The organism is Paraburkholderia sp. RL17-347-BIC-D (assembly GCF_046027915.1).
Lineage (GTDB): Bacteria > Pseudomonadota > Gammaproteobacteria > Burkholderiales > Burkholderiaceae > Paraburkholderia.
On the sequence record NZ_JARESS010000012.1, the window covers coordinates 207,248 to 225,845 of the forward strand.

Here is an 18,598-nt window from a genome sequence, read left to right on the forward strand (position 1 = left end):
CTACGGGAAATCATTTCCCAGAATCTCCATCAACGTCCGCGCATTCCGCTGCCCCTGATCCTCGAAGCAATTATTGAAAATGACATGCGTGCGTCCTGCCCGTCTCGCGATCGCGCGGATCGGGACGGCCAGTTCCGTCAGTTCCGCTTCGTTGTAGTCATAGTCGAAGCGATCCGCGGCGCTCGCGGCGCCTGTCGCGCTCCACGTTTGCGTGTTGCGCCCATGCAGACGCACCATCGCGAGTTCAGGATTCGTCGCCTCCCACACGGTATGCACGCGGTTGCTCACGTCCGGCGGCGCATCGACGATCACATGCACGATGCCCCGCTCGCGCAGAAACTCGAGCGACCAGGCCGCATGCTCGTCATCGAACCACGACTGATTGCGAAATTCCGCCGCCATCATGTAGCCCGCCATGCGCGCCCGGCATTCCTCGACCAGCGCGAGGCCATCCGGCGCGCGCGTGATCCACGGTGCAAACTGGAACAGCACGGCGCCGAGTCGTCCGCTCACGCGCAGCGGTTCGAGCGCTTCCAGATAGCGCCGCCACAGTTCATCGCGGATGTCGTCGGGCATGTCGCGGTAGTAGACGTTTTTCTTGCGCGGGCCGGTGATGCCTTCCGGCAGCGCCATTGCGATGTCTCTCGGCAGCGCTTCGGGCGAAGTCTGATGTCCGGTGAAGAGACGAAACGCCTTGAAGTTGAAGGTGAAGCCTTCGGGCGTGCGCTCAAACCACAATTGCGCATTGCTCGCCGATGGCATTGCGTAGTAAGCCGAATCGACTTCGACCAGCGGGAACTGCGACGCATAAAAACGCAGACGTGCTTCAGCGCTGCTGCTGCCGCGCGGATAAAAGCGCTTGCAGGCAATCAGCGTCTTGTCGGTCCAGCCCGCGGTGCCGCAGCGAATGTCCATCGGCGAAGTCAGTTGAATGCGTGGCGTGCGCCGGCTAGGACGCTTCTTCGGTGTGATCGATCCAGTCCGCGAGTTCGCGCCGCAGCTCCGCGATATCGAGCGGTTTGCCGAGCAGCCGCGCGCCGGGAATGGCGTCGCCGATCTGCGCGCTCTTGCCATAGCCCGACACCAGCAGCACGCGAATACCCGGCTGCTGGCGCAGCATGGCGCGCGCGAGGCTGTCGCCGGACATGCCCGGCAACGTGAGATCAGTAAACAGGATGTCGAAGTGTTGCGCGGGCACGAGCGGCAGCGCTTCTTCGGCGCTCGCGACCGCGGTGCAATCGAGGCCCAGGGCGTTCAGCAGGTCACTGAATGCTTCGCGTGAATCCGCGTCGTCTTCGACCAGCAGCACGCGAGCCGGCGTGCCGGGCGAGCGCGCCGTCCCCCACGGGGCCCTCCTTTGGGATGCAGCCTCGGTAGCGCAATGCTGGCTTTCCTGCCTGGACTCTCTGCCTGGGTCGTACACGGCGGGCGGCACGCAGGCGGCGATCTGTCCATCGGCGACGGACACGGACAAGGACACGCCGGCAGGCGTGGCCGCGCCGGCACGCAACACGCCCCGCACCTTGCGGGCGAGATCGTCGCGCCGGTACGGCTTCGAGAGCAGCGTGATGCCGGCGTCGAGTTTGCCGTGATGGACGATTTCATCGCGCGTATAGCCGGAAGTGAAGAGCGTCGGCACGGCGGGCGAGCGCGCCGCGGCACGTTGCGCGAGCTCCACGCTTTTCACCTTGCCGGGCATGACCACGTCCGTGAACAGCAGATCGATCGGCACATCGCTGTCGATGAACTCGATCGCCGCGTCGCCGCTCGACGCGGTCAGCACTTTGTAGCCGAGTTGCGCGAGCATTTCGACGGCGGTCAGGCGCACGTCGGCATCGTCTTCGACGACCAGAACGGTTTCGCCGCCGCCGCTCGGCGCCGCGGTCTCGTCGACGGCTTCCGAGGTTTCGGCTTCGCAGCTGCGCGGGAAAAACAGCGAGACGGTGGTGCCGCGTCCTACTTCGCTGTCGATCAACGTGTGACCGCCGCTTTGCCTGACGAAGCCGAACACCATGCTCAGGCCGAGGCCGGTGCCGTGGCCGTCGGGCTTGGTGGTGAAGAACGGTTCGAACACGCGTTGCAGGATTTCGGGCGGCATGCCGGCGCCGGTGTCGGTGACGGAAAACACCACGTATTCGCCCGGAGAGAGTTCCGGTTTGCCTCGGCAGAACGCGGCATCCAGCACTCGGTTGGCCGCGCGCACGGTGAGCGTGCCGTCCGCCTGCATCGCGTCGCGCGCGTTGATCGCTAGATTGAGCAGCGCGTTTTCCAGTTGATTGCGATCCACCTGCACGTTCCACAGATCGTCGCTCAGGACCGTATCGATCCGGACCGTTTCGCCGAGCGCGCGATGCAGCATTTCGCTCATGCCGCGGAGCAGGCGGCGCGGGTTCAGCACGGTCGGCGAGAGCGGCTGGCGCCGTGCGAAGGCGAGCAGATGCGCAGCCAGTTTCGCACCGCGTTTGACGGCGTCCGTCGCGGCGGACAGGCGGCGCAGCGTGGCCGGGTGCCCGCCGGCGTCGGCGGCAAGCATTTGCAGGTTGCCGTTGATCACCTGCAGCACGTTATTGAAGTCGTGCGCGACGCCGCCCGTGAGGCTGCCGATCGCTTCCATCTTCTGCGCCTGGCGCAATTGCTCCTCGGCCAGCGCGCGTGCCGCGACTGCGTCGGCGACGCGCTGTTCGAGGGTCTCGGTCAACTGGCGCAGCGACTGTTCGGCGATCTTGCGTTCGTGAATGTCGATCAGCACGCCGGGAAAGCGTGTCGGTTCGCCATGCTCGTCGAATTCGCACTGGCCGTTTGCCTGCACCCACATATAGTCGCCATCGGGCCGGCGGATTCGAAACTCGGCGCGAAACGGCTCGCCCGAGCGGATCGCCTCGGCGGTCAGTTGATCGTTGAGCGCCTGATCGTCCGGATGAAGCATCTGGATGGCTGCATCGCGCTCGACGCCCTTTGCGGCTTCTTCCTGCAGAAAGGAAAAGGTGCGCGCGAAACGTTCGTCGCCGCTGACCTTGCCCGTGTGCACATCCAGCACCCATGTACCGAGCACCGTGCCGGTATTGAGCGCGAGTTGCAGCCGTTCGTTGGTCTCGTGCAGTTCGGCCTCGGCGCGCTGCCGCCAGCGTTCGGTGAGCACGCGCGCGGTGGTTTCGACGACCACCGCCAGCACGCCGGCCGGCGCGCCGCTGTCGTCGGCGACCGGGCTGTAGTAGAGATCCATCCACACGTCTTCGGGTTTGCCGTCGCGCAGCAGCACCAGCTCCTTGTCGCGATACGACAGCGTGCCGCCCGCGAGACAGGTGGCCATGACATGCCGGTTGAAGTCGGCGACTTCCGGCCAGCCGTGTTCGACAGGACAGCCGAGCAGATAGGGATGGCGTCCGCCCGCGAAGATCGCGTAGGCGTCGTTGTAGATCATGTAGCCGGGCTTGCCCCACAGCAGCACCAGCGGCACCGGCGAGGCGAGCAGCAACTGGACCGTGGCGGTCAGACTGCGTGGCCAGTTTTCAATGGCGCCGAGGCCGGTGGCGGCCCAGTCGAATGCGCTGATGCGCTGCGCCATCTGCCCGCGCCAGCCGGGGCAGCCGTGGTCTTGTGCCGGAAATGGCATGCTGCGCTCCACAGAGGTCACGTCGATGAAAGTGTCCCCACTCTGCCGGCGCGCGCGACGCGCTTGCACTCTCAGCAGGAGGCGGGATGAATCTTCTGCCGTGCACCGCGAGCCGGCGGATAGCTGACACGCGGTTGCGACAATTGTAGGCCACAACGCCGGGCCGGTGACCCGTCACGCATGGGTTATGGGGTTTAGCCGAAGCCTGTCCGCAACGGGGTTCGCAAGAATTACCTGGACGAAGAACCGAGTGCCCCGGATAGCGGAAAGAAGCTCACAGGTAGGCATTTCATGCGGAAGATGCCGGCGTGATTCCGGCCGCTGCGTGCCGCTTACAGACTGCATTCATCACGCGGGCGCGCATCCTGCTGCCGCCATTTGTTCAACTGCGCCGACCGGCGCACTGTGGGCCTGGACGCCACGCAGAAATTTGAACGTCGATAAAAGCGGACCGCACAATGAGCAAGAAAAACATCACACGAAACAAGCTGCCTAAAGCGGATGCGCGCCAGGCGTTGTTGATCACGCGCCGCAACGCCAGAATGGCGCGCTCGGCACACGCTTATGTACGCGGCAACACCAGCAAGTTCTACGAATGGCTCGAGGGCATCGAAGGCCATGCTTTGCCGGAGGGTCCCGCGATCTGGATTTGCGGCGATTGCCATACCGGTAATCTCGGACCCGTTGCCGACGCGCAAGGGCGCGTCGAAATCCAGATTCGCGATCTCGATCAAACGGTGATCGGCAATCCGGCCCACGACCTGATTCGCCTCGGCCTGTCATTGGCGACCGCCGCGCGCGGCTCGGACCTGCCGGGCGTGACGACGGTACGCATGATGGAAGCGATCGCGGACGGTTACGAGCGCGCCTTCGACGACGCCGCGGGCGACGCCGACATCCACGCGGAAAAGCCCGAGGCGGTGCGAGTGGTGATGAGGGAAGCGGTGCGCCGTTCGTGGCGTCATCTCGCTGAGGAGCGCATCGAGGATCTCGATCCGACCATTCCGCTCGGCCCGCGCTTCTGGCCGCTCGCCAAGAGCGAGCGGCGGGAGATCGAGACGTTGTTCGAGAAAGGCTCATTGGCGCGGCTCGCCACAGTGCTGCGCGGCACCGGCGACGAGGCCGACGTGGAAGTGCTCGACGCCGCCTACTGGGTGAAAGGCTGCAGTTCGCTCGGCAGGTTGCGCTATGCGGTGCTGCTCGACATCGACGGCGCGGCGGTGGAGGGCGACGACTTGTGCCTGATCGATATCAAGGAAGCGGCGCAAGCGGCCGCGCCGCGCTATCCCGGCGTGCGCATGCCGCGCGATAACGCGGAGCGGGTGGTGGAGGGCGCGCGGCATCTGTCGCCCTCGCTTGGCGAGCGGATGCGCTCGGCGCGTCTGGCGGAGCGCGCCGTCGTGATTCGTGAACTGCTGCCGCAGGACATGAAGCTGACCATCGAGCAGTTCACCCGCGACGAGGCGATGAAGGTAGCGCGCTTTCTCGCGATGGTGGTCGGCAAGGCGCACGCGCGGCAGATGGATAGCGCCGAGCGCAAGGGCTGGCTCACCGAGCTACGCAGAAACCGCTCGAAGACGCTCGATGCGCCGGGGTGGCTGTGGACGGGCATCGTCGAATTGGTGAGCAGCCATGCTGCCGGTTATCTGGAGCATTGCCGGCGGTATGCGACCGGTCGCGATGACGGCTGATGCGGTGTGCTCGCGGCGGCGGCAGCCTGAAGCGGGCCGCGCCGTCGTGAGACACGCAAAGATCAATTCGACAACGACAGATACGGCGAAACAAGCGGCGTGGGCGGGAACGGCTGCAACCCGGTCTGCTTGCTGAAGCTATACCGCACATAGACCGCCGCGAGATACTCGCGATATTCATAAGCATTGCCGAGCGAAGCCGTCGCCCCGAACGCCAGTTGCGGCGCGAGTTGATATTCGCCCACTGCGCTGAGCGAATACGACACGCCGGTCTTGCTTTGGCTCGGGTACTGCGCGTTGCTCTGCACGCTCGTACCGAACTGCGCTGCGTTTCCTACCGCCGAACTCTGCCGGTTGGATCCGTCATTGAGCGGGAAATAATTCGACGCATCCTGGCGGTAGTGCTGCACTCCGATCGATCCCTTCACGTCGTACGTGAACGCGCCATTACGTCCTGTCCATTCGATCGGCAAGTTCAGAATGACGTATTCCTGCGGGCTGAAGTAGCCCCCTTGGCCATACGTGAAGTACGACAGATTCTTGTTGTAGCCCATCACCGTCGTATTCACGCCGATCGTAAAGGTCTGGTCGGCATCTTTCAGCAGGCGCGTGTAGACGCCACCCCCTACCTTGACGGCGACATTGCCCTGCACGTTGTCGCCCTTGTAGTACTGAACCGCCCCGTTCACATACAGGCCGCTCGTGCCGTCGTCCCATGCGAGGCTGGCAAGGCCGCCGGTCGATGTGATGCCACCCCATTCGAGGCCGGAACCGGCATCGTGCGCACCGGCATAGGACAGCAGACTGTCGGTCACCGCGCGGCGCGCGACGGCCAGAGAATACGACACCTTGTCGGTAATGCCGCCGTTGTATTGCGCGCCGCCCACGATGTTGGTCTCGCGGAAGCCGATCGGCGTCACGCCGATATCGCCGCTGATGCTGCGGCCTTCGTAGCCGACCGACAGGCCCACGCCGCTCGCCGTCTGGTTCCCGTAGGTGTTGTTGCCCGCCTTGGCCGCCGCGGTGGACGTGTCGTTCGAGAGGCCGGCGCCGAATCGCGCGAGCGTCGAGACATTGCCGGCGGCCGTGCCGGCATCGAGGGTGACAGGCGTCGCCGTGACGACGACGTGGCCGTTGCCCGCCCGGATGCGCCCCTGGATCGGCGCTTCGATGTCGGTAAGGTTGGACAGGCCGTCCTCGCCGCTGCGGTTACGGAACACGATCCCGCCCGAGATGCTGCTCGACTGCTCGCGGTTGACCTGCGCCAACTCTTCGGCCACGCCGAGAGTTTGCGTGTTCGCCACGTTCGACGGTGCGTAAGTGTTGCCGTTGCCGTTCGCGCCGGGTTGTGCCGGGTAGTAAGGCTGGGCGTAACCGGTGGGCGGCTGCGGAATGTACGGCTGCTGCTGCGCGTAAGCCTGCTGCGGCGGATACGGCTGGTAAGGCTGTTGCTGTTGCGCCGGATAGGGTTGATAGGGTTGCTGCGCGTAGCCCTGCTGCTGCGGATACGCCTGCTGCCCGTAATAAGGCTGCTGTTGCTGCGGATACCCTTGCTGTTGTCCATACGGCTGCTGCGCGTAAGCCGGCGCATTGCGGCTATTCTTCGACGCGCTTTGCTTCTTGCTGGTCGAGCGCTTCGAACTCGTGCTCGCGCCCGGTGCGCCATACGGTTGCGCTTGCATTGAACCGGCATTGGCCTGCGCTTCGCGCGCGGCCGGCGACATCGGCCAGGGCGTGGCCGCATAACCATCCTGCGCGCCGTATTGCGCTTGCTGCGGATAAGGCGCCTGCTGCGGATAAGCCGGGTTGTACTGCGGAGCCTGCTGCATCGGCGGCATCTGCGCCTGCTGTTGCATCGGCGGCTGTCCTTGCCCCGGATAAGGCTGCAATGGCGCACCCGACTGGCTCGACCCGTAAGTCTCCTGGCCGTAGCCACCCGAGTCGGCGCCACGGCGCGGCGCGTTGTACGGCAGGGCGGCGGGCGCCGGGCTCGGCGCATAAGGCTGCGCCGGCGCGGTATAAGGCGCGACGTAACGCGCGGGTTGCGTAGGCGGCGGATAGTTCGGCACGGTCTGTGTCGGCAAGGAAGACTGCGAATACGGAAGCGCTGCGCGCGCGGCGTTGTCGGCGTCGGTCGGCGTGACGGTGGCGGTTTTGCCTTCGAAGGGATTGGTGCCCGGCAGCGGCGTCGCGCCGATCCGGCGCATCGCCACTTCCCAGCCGCGCGGCACGTTGCTCGCCGGGCTGCGCGGGACGTTGGCCATCAGCGGCGTATTGGCGGCGACCAGCGAGCGTTGCAGATAAGTCGACGCGAGCGACAGCTTGCCTTCCGCGCGATACATGCGGCCGACCGTCGCCAGCAAGCCGGGATCGCCGGGCGCCGCGTTCAAGGCTTGCTTCGCGAGCGTTTCGGCATAGCTGAACTGCTTTGCGCCGGCCGCGGCGGAGATCGTTGCCTGCAACAGGTTCAGATCGTCGGGCTTGCGTTGCAGCGCGACGCGATAGCTGGCGAGCGCGTTGCGATCGTCGCCGGCGCTCGAATAGAGGCGGCCGAGCGCGGCCTGCAGATCGGGATTGTCGGGCATCGCCGCGAGCCACGGCGCGATCACGTCGTAGGCGCTGGCGAGGTCGCCGCTCTGACGCACCGCATCGCACTGCTTGATGACGATGCCGAGATTCAGGTTGCCGAAGTCGGTGCGTTGCTGCGGCGTCAATTGCATCGACGCGAGCCGCCGCATCACCATGCCGAGTTCGGCTTCCTGTTGCGTGGCGGACAGAATGCCCGCGTATTGCAGCAGCAGATCGGTGTTGCCGGGCGCCGCGTTCATCGCGGCGCGCACGAGTCCGAGCGCGCGGTTCGGGTCGCCGGCTTGGCTGTAAGCGGCGGCGATCACGCCGATCAGTTCGGGGCTGTTGCCCGCGACCGGCTCGGCGGCGTGCAGCGTGGCGAGTGCCTGTTGCGTCTGCCCGTTGCGCACCATGCGCGTGGCGAGGTCGGCTTGCTGATGCACCCACAAGCGGTGCTGCAAGGTCGCCATCGCATCGGTGCGCTGCGCGACCGGAATGCGGTCGAGTTGCGCGAGACCCGCGGACCAGTCCTGCGTTTCCGCCGACAGCAACGCACTCGCGTACAACGCGTCGGTCATGTCGGGATGCGCGGCGAGCAGGCCGTCCATCATGCTGCGCGCGTTGGCGACCGCGCCCTGGCGCACGTAGATGCGCGCGAGGTCGAGACGCAGCCACGGATCGTCGGGCGTGTTCAGCAGCGCGTCTTCGAAGAGGCTGCGCGCGCTGCCGAGATCGCCGCGCGCTTCGGCCGCGCGCGCTTGCGCGGCCTGCGCTTCGCCACGCAGACGGTTGATGCCGCCGGCCTTCGACTGCTGTTCGGTGTTGAGTTGATTGGCGAACTGCAGCGCCTCGTCGCCGCGGCCTTGCGCGGCAAGTGCGCCGACCAGCCCGCGCACCGCGTCGGGGTTGTCGGCCTGGCGGCGCAGCGCCATCCGGTAAGCCTGTTCGGCGCCGCTCGGATCGCCGTTGGCGAGCAGCATTTCGCCGAGCAGCACCTGCGCGGTGACGTCGGACGGATTGAGCGCGATCGCGCGTTCGAACAGCGACTTCGCCTTCGCGAATTCGCCGTTGCTGCGCGCGCCGATCGCGTCGCTCGTGTAGGTCCAGTAGGTCGCACTGTCGAGCGCGGTTTTCCAGCGCGCCGGATTGCCGTTGCGCGACGCGCGTTCCAGATAGTTGCGGGCTTCGGCGAAATGCTCCTGCTTCAATGCGGCGATGCCCATGCCGCCGAGCGCGTCGGGGTCGTTCGGGCTGGTGGCCAGCACCGAGGAAAACTTCGCGCGCGCCGTCGCCACGTCGTTGCGATCGAGCGCGGCGAAACCGTCGGCGATCGTGCGGCCGCGCGCGTCGACGGCGGCGTTTTCCTGCGAGCGGGCGCGGGCCGTGCTGTCTTGCTGCACCATCGAATCGAAGCGTGCCTTGACGGCGGCGTCATCGGTGGCGGTTTGCAGATAGGCCTGATAGAGCGGGGCGTCGGAGGGCCGCGCGTCGAGCCACAACAGCGCCTGACGCCAGCTCTTTTTCGCCGACGCGGCGACCGTGCTGTCGCCCGCCAGTTTCTGCAACCGCGCGATGCCGTCGCGGCGCGTCACGTCGCGATAGGTCAGATGCTGCGCGTAGGCGAGGGCGTAACGCGGATCGTCGGGGTTGTCGCGCGCGAGTTGTTCGAGACCGCGGCGCGCCTGATCCCAGCCTTGCGGCGTGGCCGAGAGCGCCTGGTAGTATTCGAGTTGCAATTCGGGGGTGGCCGGTTTGCCGCTCAGCGCGCGCTGGTATTCCTGCACCGCGCTCGCGCTTTGACCGCTTTGCGCGAGCCGCCGCGCGTCGTTCACGGTCTGGTCGCGCAGGCTCGATTCGCCGAGGCGCCGGCCGAGTTCATCCAGATTCGGATAGTTCGGCGCGACCGCTTTCAGGCGCGCCAGATATTGCTGCGCGCCGGCGCCGTCCTTGCGGTCGGCGAGCACCATGCCCATGCCGAACAGCGCGTCGGGCTGCTTGGGATCGATGCGCAGCACCTTCTGCCACGCCTGCTCGGCGAGGTCGCCGCGCTGATGCGATTGCCAGTACTTGCCCTGATCGATCAGCACGTTCAAAGGATCTTTCGACGCCTGCGCCAGCGCGTCCGGCGAAACCGTCGCCACGCAACAGACCGCCGTGAGGCTCAGCGCGAGGCGCAATGACAACGCGAGGGCGCTCAGTCGCATGCGTTTCTCCAACTCGGCACGAGACGTCCGGCTTCGTCGAAACGATAGCGGCCGTCGATGAAACCCGTGCCGAACAAGCCCAGCACACGATCGTAGTAAACCGGTTCGCGGCCCGGCACGCTGGTGTCGAGCGCGGCGAGATGCGTGCGCGCGAGGCCGAGGCCGCGCTCGTCGCCGAGCGCCTTGAAGTACGGCGCGAGCGCGCCCCAGTAGCTGAGCGGTCCTTCGCCGCTGGCCGTGCCGGTGGTCGAGGAAACCTTCTCCGGCGGAAAGCCGGTTTGCGCGACGCGGGCGCGCATGCCGCCGAGCGCCGCGAGCCACGGCTTGGCGAGCGGATCGGCGGGCGAGGCGAGGCCAGCCCACAGATAGACGCGGATCGCGTCGTAGCTGCCGGTGTCGCCGTTCTTCGGATCGACCACGAACTGGCCGTTTTGCCAGGCTGCCCAGTCAGGCGCAAAGCCTTGCGGCGCGGTGGTTTTGATGAGCTTGTAGGCGCTGTCGGCGAGCTTGCCCCACGGGCCGCTCGGCATTTCGTGCGCGAGCGAGCGCAGCACCGGCAGCGGCAGATAGCTCGGATTCAGGCGCGTCACGCCGCCGGTTTTGAAGCCTTGCGGTCCGGGCAGCAGCATCGGCCCGACGCCCGGCAAGGTGGTCATTTCCTGACGCGCTATCTGTGTGGCGAGTGCTTCGCCCAGCTGCGTGTAGCCGGTTTCATGCCACAGGCGGCCGGCTTGCAGCAGATCGTAGGCGATCCACAAGTCGGAGTCGGAAGCGGAATTCGGATCGAGCACGCCGTACGAGCCGTCCGCTTTTCTGCCCCATTGCCACGACGGCAGCCGCATGTTTTGCGCGTCGAACTGATTGCCCGCGAGGTTGGTACGGGTCCAGCCGAGCAGCCGGTCGAAAGTCGCGCGGTCGTTCGCGACCAGCGCGAAGAAGAGCGCGTACGACTGGCCTTCTGAGGTGGTTTGCTGCGCCGGCGTGGAATAGTCGATCACGCGGCCGTCGGCCTGCACGAAGCGCTCGACGAACGCGCGATAGCCGCTCCAGTCGCCGCAGGCGCCGGGTGCGGCGGTGGTCTGCGCCACCTTGACGAGATTGGCGAAACTCGCGGACGCCGCCAGCCCGAGCGTCAGCGCCACGCCGATTTTCTTGTTGATTCGAACCCGCATATCAGTCCTATTAGTCCTTCAGGCGGCGCGCGGCGATCGAGCGCAGCGTCCGGTAGAACAGGCCCGCGATGATCAGCGCGGCGAGCACGCCGCCCAGCATCAACAGCAGCGGATGCGACGACAGCGCCCAGCGCAGATACTCCTGCGGCGACAGATGGCCGACGTAATACGCCTCTCCATTCGAAGTGATGGTCACGGTGCGGCCGTGGATCACGGCCATCGCGCCTTGAATCTGCGGCAGCACGTCCGAGTCGAGCAGCGCCGTGGACAGATCGGCGTCCGACTGGCCGGCCGCGCTTACCAGCGCGACGGCGCTGCGGTTCTTTTGCAGCGGCGATTCGAAGCCGGTCAGAAGCGCGTCGCCGTTCGAACTCACGAGAGTCAGATCGGCGCGTGCGGGCGTGCGCTCGACGCCGCGTTCGCCATGCCACCAGTCTTCGAGCTTGAAGACGATGTCGGTGAGCTGGAAGGTGCGCGAGTCGCCGTCGCTGGAGAACGGCATCGACTTCGCCCAGCGCTGCAACAACGGCTGCTTGCCCGGCGCGCCGAAGATCAGCAGATCCTTGTTGGCGAACTTGTCGGCGTCGTCGGCGGTGCCGACCGTGACGCCCGTGACCGGATAACCGGTGGAGGTGCCCATGCGGCCCATGGTCAGCAGATACAGGCTGTAGTCGCTCGAATCGGCTTCGTTCGGCAGGATCACGGCGGTCTCGGAGAGGTCCGCCATGCGCGTGAACGGGAAGCCGCTATTGGCGAACGCGGCCAGATCGGGCAGCGCCATGTAGTGGGGGAACGACGAGAGGTCGATGGTCGAGTTCGGATCGATCGCGCCGACCACGTTGTCGAGCAGACGCCCGTGACATTCGCCGGTATTCGGAATGTCGTAGTAGAAGTGCAGGCGCACCTGCGCGCGCGGCGTCAGCAGCAGCGGCGGAATATGCAGGGTGCGGCGCGCTTCGGCGGTCTTGTCCGGCAGCACGGTGGCGAAGTAATGGCTCAGCTCGAACACGGAAGCGGACTCGGCCGGAATCGGCAGCGCCTGCACGAAGCCGTTGTTCACGCTCACGTTGAGCGAGGAACGATCGCGCAGCGGGCGCACCGTGTAGCGGTAGCGCAGATCGATCGGCGCGCCCTTGGTGTGCCACATGAACAGATCGGGCGGCACGCGCAGATTCACACGCACGGCGTCGGCGTCGTAACCGGACACGGTCAGATCGCGCGGATCGGCGAGTTCGCCGAAGCGCACCGGACGGTTGGTGGGCAGCCAGTTCGGCGCGTCGTACGGCGCGCGCGGCGCGAGTTCGTTCAACTGCGTGATGGTCGCGCTTTGACCCGTCAAGGTGTTCTGGCCGATGCCGAGCGACTTGGCGGCGGTTTTCAGTTCGGCTTCGGTGCGCCCGAGCACGAGCAGCAGCTTGCCGCGCGCCGGCGCCTCGCGATCGACCACCGCGATGGTCGGGCCGGAGATCGCCGGAATGTTGATGCCGGCCGGGCGTTGATCGGAAGTCGCGAAGACCACCGCATTGCCCGACAGCGGCGCGTTATCCAGTTGCGCCGGAAACAGCGCGCCGCGATAACCGGCGAGCGCGCCGAACCACGAGGCCACGATGCCGCCCGCTTCGAGCGTGGCATTACCCGGCTTTTGCGGGAACACGAACGGCAGCTCCAGCCGGCGCACGTCGCGGCGGTCGAAGAACGGTTGCGGCAGCGCGGCCAGATCAGGCTTGCTGGCGAGCGACGCATACGTGAGGTCGAGCGAGCTCGCATTGCTGACGGTGGCCCACAGCGAAGAGTTCGCCGGGTCTTCGCAACTGGTCGTGTAATGACCGATCAACTGCACGTTCAGATGGTTGAACTCGGTGATGAAGCGCGGATCGATCGAGACGTCGCGCGCCACCAGCATGCCGGCCTGTTCGTGCGGCACGGGCAGGGTGGCGGCGACTTCGCCGTTCACCAGCACCTTGAGCTGCGAGATGTTCGCGAGCAGCGCGGGCGAGTAGCTATACACCAGATGCAGGACCGCGCCCGTCACCACTTCGTCGCCGCGCACGGAAAACGCCACGCCGTTCTGGCCGTCGGTGCCGCGCAATTGCAGCGGATCGAGCGCGCCGAGATCGGCGAACGTCAGCGTTTGACGGCGGCCGCCCGGCACGAGGGTGCCCGGCTCGGCGGTGGTCGGCGTCCTGATGCCCAACGCCTTCACCGACGACGCGGCGAGCGCCGGCGTCGGTGCCGCCAGTTGCGGTTGCGCCATCGCGTTCGGATCGTAGGGTACGGCCGGACTCGGCGCGCTCACACTGCCGACGCCGGTTGCAGCCGGAGCGGCCGGCGTGCTCTGAACGGCACCCGCCGCGCTTGAACCGCCGCCGGCCGCCACGACTTCAGCCGCCGACGCCAGCGGCGCGGCCAGCGCCGTCTGCAAAGCGAGCCAGCACGCGAGGCCGCGCATCAGCCGTTGCGAGCCGGGGCGAGCCACGCGGCGCATCTGCAATCCGGTCCCACTGCGCTCGTGATTCGAGCGTTCGATGTTGCCCTTCGCCATCCAGTTGCGCATAGATCAGTCTTTCGTTTTTAGCTTCTTGACGTCCATTGGACGGCTTTTCATCGAACTGCGAAGGTCGGCATAGAGATGCTCGAACAGCCCCGCGATGCCACGCGCGCCGACCGTCAGCACATGCGACAGGCCGCGCAGGGGCGTGTCCTGCTGCCGTCCTTCCGCCCAGCCGGTCCAGGCGTCGGCGCGTGCAAAGGTGGTCTTGACGAACTCGTACTCCTGCTCGCGCGTCATCGCCGAGAAGCGCAGGCCCACGCGGCCTGGCGCGGTGAAGCCGACGGTCGCGGGGAACGCGTATTCCTCGTCGCCGCGAAAGAGGGAGACGGTTACGCGTTCGTGCATCGGCACCTGGATCGCGGCGGGCAGCGCCACGCCGACGCCGCCTTCCGAGTAGTCGATGGTTTCGCAGGCGAGCGTGCGGCCGGTCGAGAACTTCAGCATCACGGGCATCTGCATCGCCACGCGGTGCACCGCGCGAATCTGCCGGCGCTCGCTCGCGGCGGCCACGCTCGCGCCGAGAATCAGCATGTTGTACGTGGTCCAGCCGAGGTTGAGGATCGTGGTCTGCACCACGCTGCGCACATGCCAGTTGAAGTAGATGTGCACGACGCCCACGCAGAAGCCGATCAGGTTCAGCAACAGCAGGAACAGATAGGGCCGCGAGATTGCCCAGTCGAAATAGTTCTTCTCGATCTGGCCGCCCTTGGCCGTCACGTTGAACTTGCCGAGCTTCGGGTTGATCAGCGCGAGCAGCGTCGGCGCGGTGATGTACGAGGCCAGCACCGATTCATACACTTCGGCCCAGAACGAATGGCGGAACGAACGCTGCATGCGCGAGTTGGTGATGCTCGCGTGCATCATGTGCGGCAGCGCGTAGATCGCGATCGTGCTGGCGGCGGCTTCGATCACGTGCGCGCCGAAGAACAGATACGACAGCGGCGCGGTCAGGAACACCAGACGCGGGATGCCGTAGAAGAAGTGCATCATCGCGTTCAGATAGCACAGGCGCTGGCCGATTTTCAGGCCCTTGCCGGTGAGCGGATTGTCGATCCGGAAAATCTGCGTCATGCCGCGTGCCCAGCGAATCCGCTGGCCGATGTGGCCGGAGAGACTTTCCGTGGCCAGCCCCGCGGCTTGCGGAATAGCCAGATACGCGGTGGTATAGCCGAGACGGTGCAGCTTGAGCGCGGTGTGTGCGTCTTCGGTCACGGTCTCGACCGCGATGCCGCCGATCTCCTCGACCATGGTCCGGCGCAGCAACGCGCACGAGCCGCAGAAGAACGTGGCGTTCCACAGATCGTTGCCGTCCTGCACGAGGCCGTAGAACAGTTCGCCTTCGTTCGGCACCTTGCGGAAGGTGCCGAGATTGCGCTCGAATGGGTCGGCGGAGAAGAAATGGTGCGGCGTTTGCAGCATCGACAGCAGCTTGTCGCGCAGGAACCAGCCGAGGCCGATCTGCAGGAACGAGCGGGTCGGAATGTGATCGCAGTCGAAGATCGCGAGGTATTCGCCGCTGGTGATCTTCAGCGCTTCGTTGATGTTGCCGGCCTTGGCGTGGCGATTGTGCGTGCGGATCGTCCAGTTGACGCCGACCTCTTCGCAGAACGCCTTGAACTCGGGGCGGCGGCCGTCGTCGAGCACGTGGATCGAGATCTTCTCGGCCGGATAGTCGAGCGCGAGCGCGGCGTAGATGGTCGGCTTCACCACCGAGAGCGGCTCGTTGTAGGTCGGGATGAACACGTCGACGGTCGGCCATTGGTCGCGCGAGGCGGGCAGCGGCATCGGCGTGCGCTTGAGCGGCCAGGCGGTCTGGAAGTAGCCGAGCAGCAGCACGATGGTCGAATAGACTTCGGCGGCCACCAGCAGCAGGCCCCAGCCGGCGTCGAGCGGATGTTCCCAGTACGTGGTCGCGGTCAGCCGCCAGTACATATAGCGGCCCGAGGTCACCACCGACAGCATGATCATCACCATCGTCGCGTACCGGCCTTGCAGGCGGCGGAACATCAGCGCGGTCACGAAGCAGCAGGTCGCGAACGTCAACTGTTCGTAGAAGGCGAGCGGCACGGTGAACACGAAGTACAGCATCACCAGCGCGAACAGCGTGACGAGTCCGGTGACGATGCGGCTGTTCCAGAAACGCGCGTCGACGAAGCGTTCGAGCCGCGAAGGCTCGGCGGGCTCGAGACCCGGCGATGGAGTCGTGCTCATGCGACGTTCCTCGGCGAGACGGCGATCGCGTCGAGCGCCGCCAGCAGCCACGCGCCACACGATTTGAAATCGGCGGCCGCCTGGCTGAGTGGATCGTAGTGAATCAGCGTGGTGTCGCACGCGAGCGCTTCGCTCACGCCTTCGTCGAGATGGATCACGCCGGGGAACAGCTTCGCGCCGAGCATCTGGCGCAGCACCTTGAGGACGTCCTTGGTCAGTTGGCGCGACTGGTCGATCTGGTTGATCACATAGCCTTCGCCGCCGAACTCCGCGCGCGGCGCCGCGTAGGTTTCGATCAGCCGCTCCATCTGCGGAATCGCGGCGTACGACGCGGCGTCCGCGAGCACGACGTTCAGCGTGAAGGTGGCCGCGCACAAGGCGGTGCGGACATAGGCGGACGAACCCGGCGGCGTGTCGATGATCACGATGTCGGATGCATCGAGGCGCAGGTTTTGCAACGACTGCGCGAGCCAGCGCGGCTCCTGGTCGATATGCGCTTCGAAGCGGCGGCGGTCGTCTTCGAGCAACGCGCCGTAGGGCAGCACGGTCACGCCGTCGACGCCGTCGAACATCACGGATTGCCACGGGTCGCCCGTCAGCGTGGCGCGCGACAAACCGTCGATGCTGTCGAGCGGCACGCCGAAGTGCAGACGCAGCGCGTTTTGCGGGTCGAGGTCGAGCGCGATCACGCGCCGGCCGCCGGCGGCCAGCACGGAAGCGAGATTGGCGGCGAGGGTGGTCTTGCCGACCCCGCCTTTGGCGGACACCACCGCGATGACTTTCATGAGCGACGAGGGCCGTTGATCAGCCACGAGTTGGAGGTGGCGGGCGTGGCGGCGCGCGCGGCGCCGGCCGGTGCTGCGGTGGGTTGAGCGGGTGTGCCGCGCAGGCGGTCGAAGACCGCTTGCAACGGCGCGGATTCGCCACGGGTCGCGGCCGCTTGCGGCGGCGGAGGTGCGGATGCGGGTTCCGGCGCGAAGAGCTTGCCGAGGATCGAAGCGGGTTGCGTTGGCGCGGCGGGTGCGGTTGTTGCGGTTGTTGCGGTTGGTGCAATCGGCGCGGTCGCAGTCGTGTAAGCACGCGCCGGCGCCGGAGTTTGAGTCCAACTCGGCACGGCGGACGAAACCGTTTGCATCACTGGCGGCCGTAAAGGAATGGCGGCGGCCTGGACGGCTTGAGGCGCGGAAGCGACCGGCGCAGTCTGAGCCGGAGCAACAGCCGGCGCGGCTTGTGCGGCCACCGGCGCGACGCCTTCCACTCGGGCGGCGCCGACTGCTGCTTGCGACGTCGCGTCATCTTTCGATTCGAGCTCGCCAAAGCGCGACGCGCCTTTCGGCGCGGTCGGCGGCGCGGCCACGGCAACCGGCGGAATGTCTCGCCGATGCGAACGGGTGAACAGCGGCGCTTTCGCGCGTGTCACGGAGGCCGCATCTTTCGGCGTGGTGTCCTGACGATCGACGGCTACCGGCGCTTCGACCGTGAGCGGCTGAGGCTTGGCCTCGCGACGCTGCCCGATTGCGGGAATCGTCGGCTGGGTCAGATCGAGCGTCACTAGTAGCGGCCAGCGGGTGCGCGCCGAACGCGCTTCGTTTTCGCGGCCGATTTCCTGGTACGCGCTGGCGTCACCGCCAAAATGATCGAAAAGTTTTTCGATGTCGCTCGATGAGCTCATAGTGCCGCCGTCTTGTTCATGCCTACCCTTGCCCCGATCCCGACTTGCGTTCGCGGCCCTGAAACGCTGGTCCTGCCTGTTCCGCTACTTCACTGCTACTTCACGCGCACCGGTCTGGCGCGTTTCTCTACGGCTCATTGCTACTGTGTCCATTCACAAACGCGGCCCATCAATCCAGGCCACATGTTCATCAACGTGCGGCGTTCAAACAGGATGACGTCCCAGACGGAACTCGATCGCGGTGTCCTCGCTGTACCCACTCGTTTGCGCGACCGACAAGCCTTGCGCGCCCAACGCGCTCAACCAGGTCTGATACACGCCTTCGAGAAACGCCGGCGTCCATGCAAGCGCCGTGCCGCCGAATGCCTGCAACGGCGCGCAGTAGTGAACGATGCGCAATGACTCGGGTTCGTCCGCCAATTCGACGTAGCCCCAATCCATCTCATGCCAGTACAGGTTCAAGGTTCGCGCGAGTTCGGCGGTCGAGTCGCAGGCGGGCAGCGGATGCGCCGCCGCAAACCGGCTGCCGACGCGATGCATCAATTGGCGCAATTCGTCGCGGCCTATCTGCGCTTCGAATTCGGTGGCCAAGGCGGTCAGCATGCCGCGCCACTGCGGCGAGATTTGGCGTTCCAGCAGGTAATCGAGAATTGGGACCATGTTTTCCGGGGAATGGCCGTTGCTTCAGCCGCATAAAAAGTCGGAGGCCCACGGCCGGATGCAAGGAAAAAGTGTTGCGGGAAATCGCGTATTGCACGCGGCCTAGGTTAGTTTTACCGGGTTGTCTAGTCTGTCCACCACACTTCGAAGCAGTCTACTTAAGACATTAACTTTTAGCCACTTTCCATTCGTCTGTTTATACGCGCAATCGATTGCGATGGATGCATTTGCGATTAAGTAATTTTTGCTGCTTGAT

Annotated in this window: 10 protein-coding genes; 1 reads left to right on the forward strand and 9 read right to left on the reverse strand. The window is 65.9% G+C overall.

Going from position 1 to position 18,598, the window contains the following annotated elements:
* A complete protein-coding gene (locus P0D96_RS18850) occupies nt 1-915 on the reverse strand; it encodes a DUF72 domain-containing protein (RefSeq protein ID WP_408281718.1) in 915 nt (304 codons plus the stop codon).
* A gap of 34 nt (nt 916-949) precedes the next feature.
* The gene (locus tag P0D96_RS18855) at nt 950-3,613 is read right to left on the reverse strand and encodes a hybrid sensor histidine kinase/response regulator (RefSeq protein WP_408314747.1); all 2,664 of its coding nucleotides are present in this window, start codon (nt 3,611-3,613) and stop codon (nt 950-952) included.
* Between the two features lie 458 nt (nt 3,614-4,071).
* Between P0D96_RS18855 and P0D96_RS18860 the strand changes: the two genes are divergently transcribed.
* On the forward strand, nt 4,072-5,304 hold the full coding sequence (locus P0D96_RS18860; RefSeq protein WP_408314749.1) for a DUF2252 domain-containing protein: 1,233 nt from the start codon (nt 4,072-4,074) through the stop codon (nt 5,302-5,304).
* 62 nt (nt 5,305-5,366) lie between these two features.
* On the opposite strand, the gene P0D96_RS18865 is transcribed toward P0D96_RS18860, so the two are convergent.
* The 7 genes from P0D96_RS18865 to bcsD all read right to left on the reverse strand — a co-directional run bounded on the left by P0D96_RS18865 (nt 5,367) and on the right by bcsD (nt 18,342).
* Entirely contained in the window at nt 5,367-10,076 is a 4,710-nt protein-coding gene (locus tag P0D96_RS18865) for a cellulose synthase subunit BcsC-related outer membrane protein (RefSeq protein WP_408314751.1), read from the reverse strand.
* Nucleotides 10,067-11,248: a cellulose synthase complex periplasmic endoglucanase BcsZ gene (bcsZ, locus tag P0D96_RS18870; protein ID WP_408314753.1), complete on the reverse strand. Its 1,182-nt coding sequence runs from the start codon at nt 11,246-11,248 to the stop codon at nt 10,067-10,069. Before bcsZ ends, P0D96_RS18865 begins: the two co-directional genes overlap by 10 nt.
* 10 nt (nt 11,249-11,258) lie before the next feature.
* Nucleotides 11,259-13,802: a cellulose biosynthesis cyclic di-GMP-binding regulatory protein BcsB gene (bcsB, locus tag P0D96_RS18875; RefSeq protein ID WP_408314755.1), complete on the reverse strand. Its 2,544-nt coding sequence runs from the start codon at nt 13,800-13,802 to the stop codon at nt 11,259-11,261.
* Between the two features lie 3 nt (nt 13,803-13,805).
* Nucleotides 13,806-16,010, reverse strand: coding sequence for a UDP-forming cellulose synthase catalytic subunit (gene bcsA / locus P0D96_RS18880; RefSeq protein ID WP_132382499.1), 2,205 nt, complete (start codon nt 16,008-16,010; stop codon nt 13,806-13,808).
* Complete coding sequence (bcsQ, locus tag P0D96_RS18885; protein WP_132382501.1) at nt 16,007-16,795, reverse strand: cellulose biosynthesis protein BcsQ; 789 nt, start codon at nt 16,793-16,795, stop codon at nt 16,007-16,009. Before bcsQ ends, bcsA begins: the two co-directional genes overlap by 4 nt.
* Complete coding sequence (gene bcsP / locus P0D96_RS18890) at nt 16,792-17,682, reverse strand: cellulose biosynthesis protein BcsP (RefSeq protein ID WP_408314757.1); 891 nt, start codon at nt 17,680-17,682, stop codon at nt 16,792-16,794. The genes bcsQ and bcsP overlap by 4 nt, the downstream gene beginning before the upstream one ends.
* A 204-nt stretch (nt 17,683-17,886) precedes the next feature.
* Nucleotides 17,887-18,342, reverse strand: a complete 456-nt coding sequence (bcsD, locus tag P0D96_RS18895; protein ID WP_132382504.1) for a cellulose biosynthesis protein BcsD — start codon at nt 18,340-18,342, stop codon at nt 17,887-17,889.
* Nucleotides 18,343-18,598: the final 256 nt, after the last annotated feature.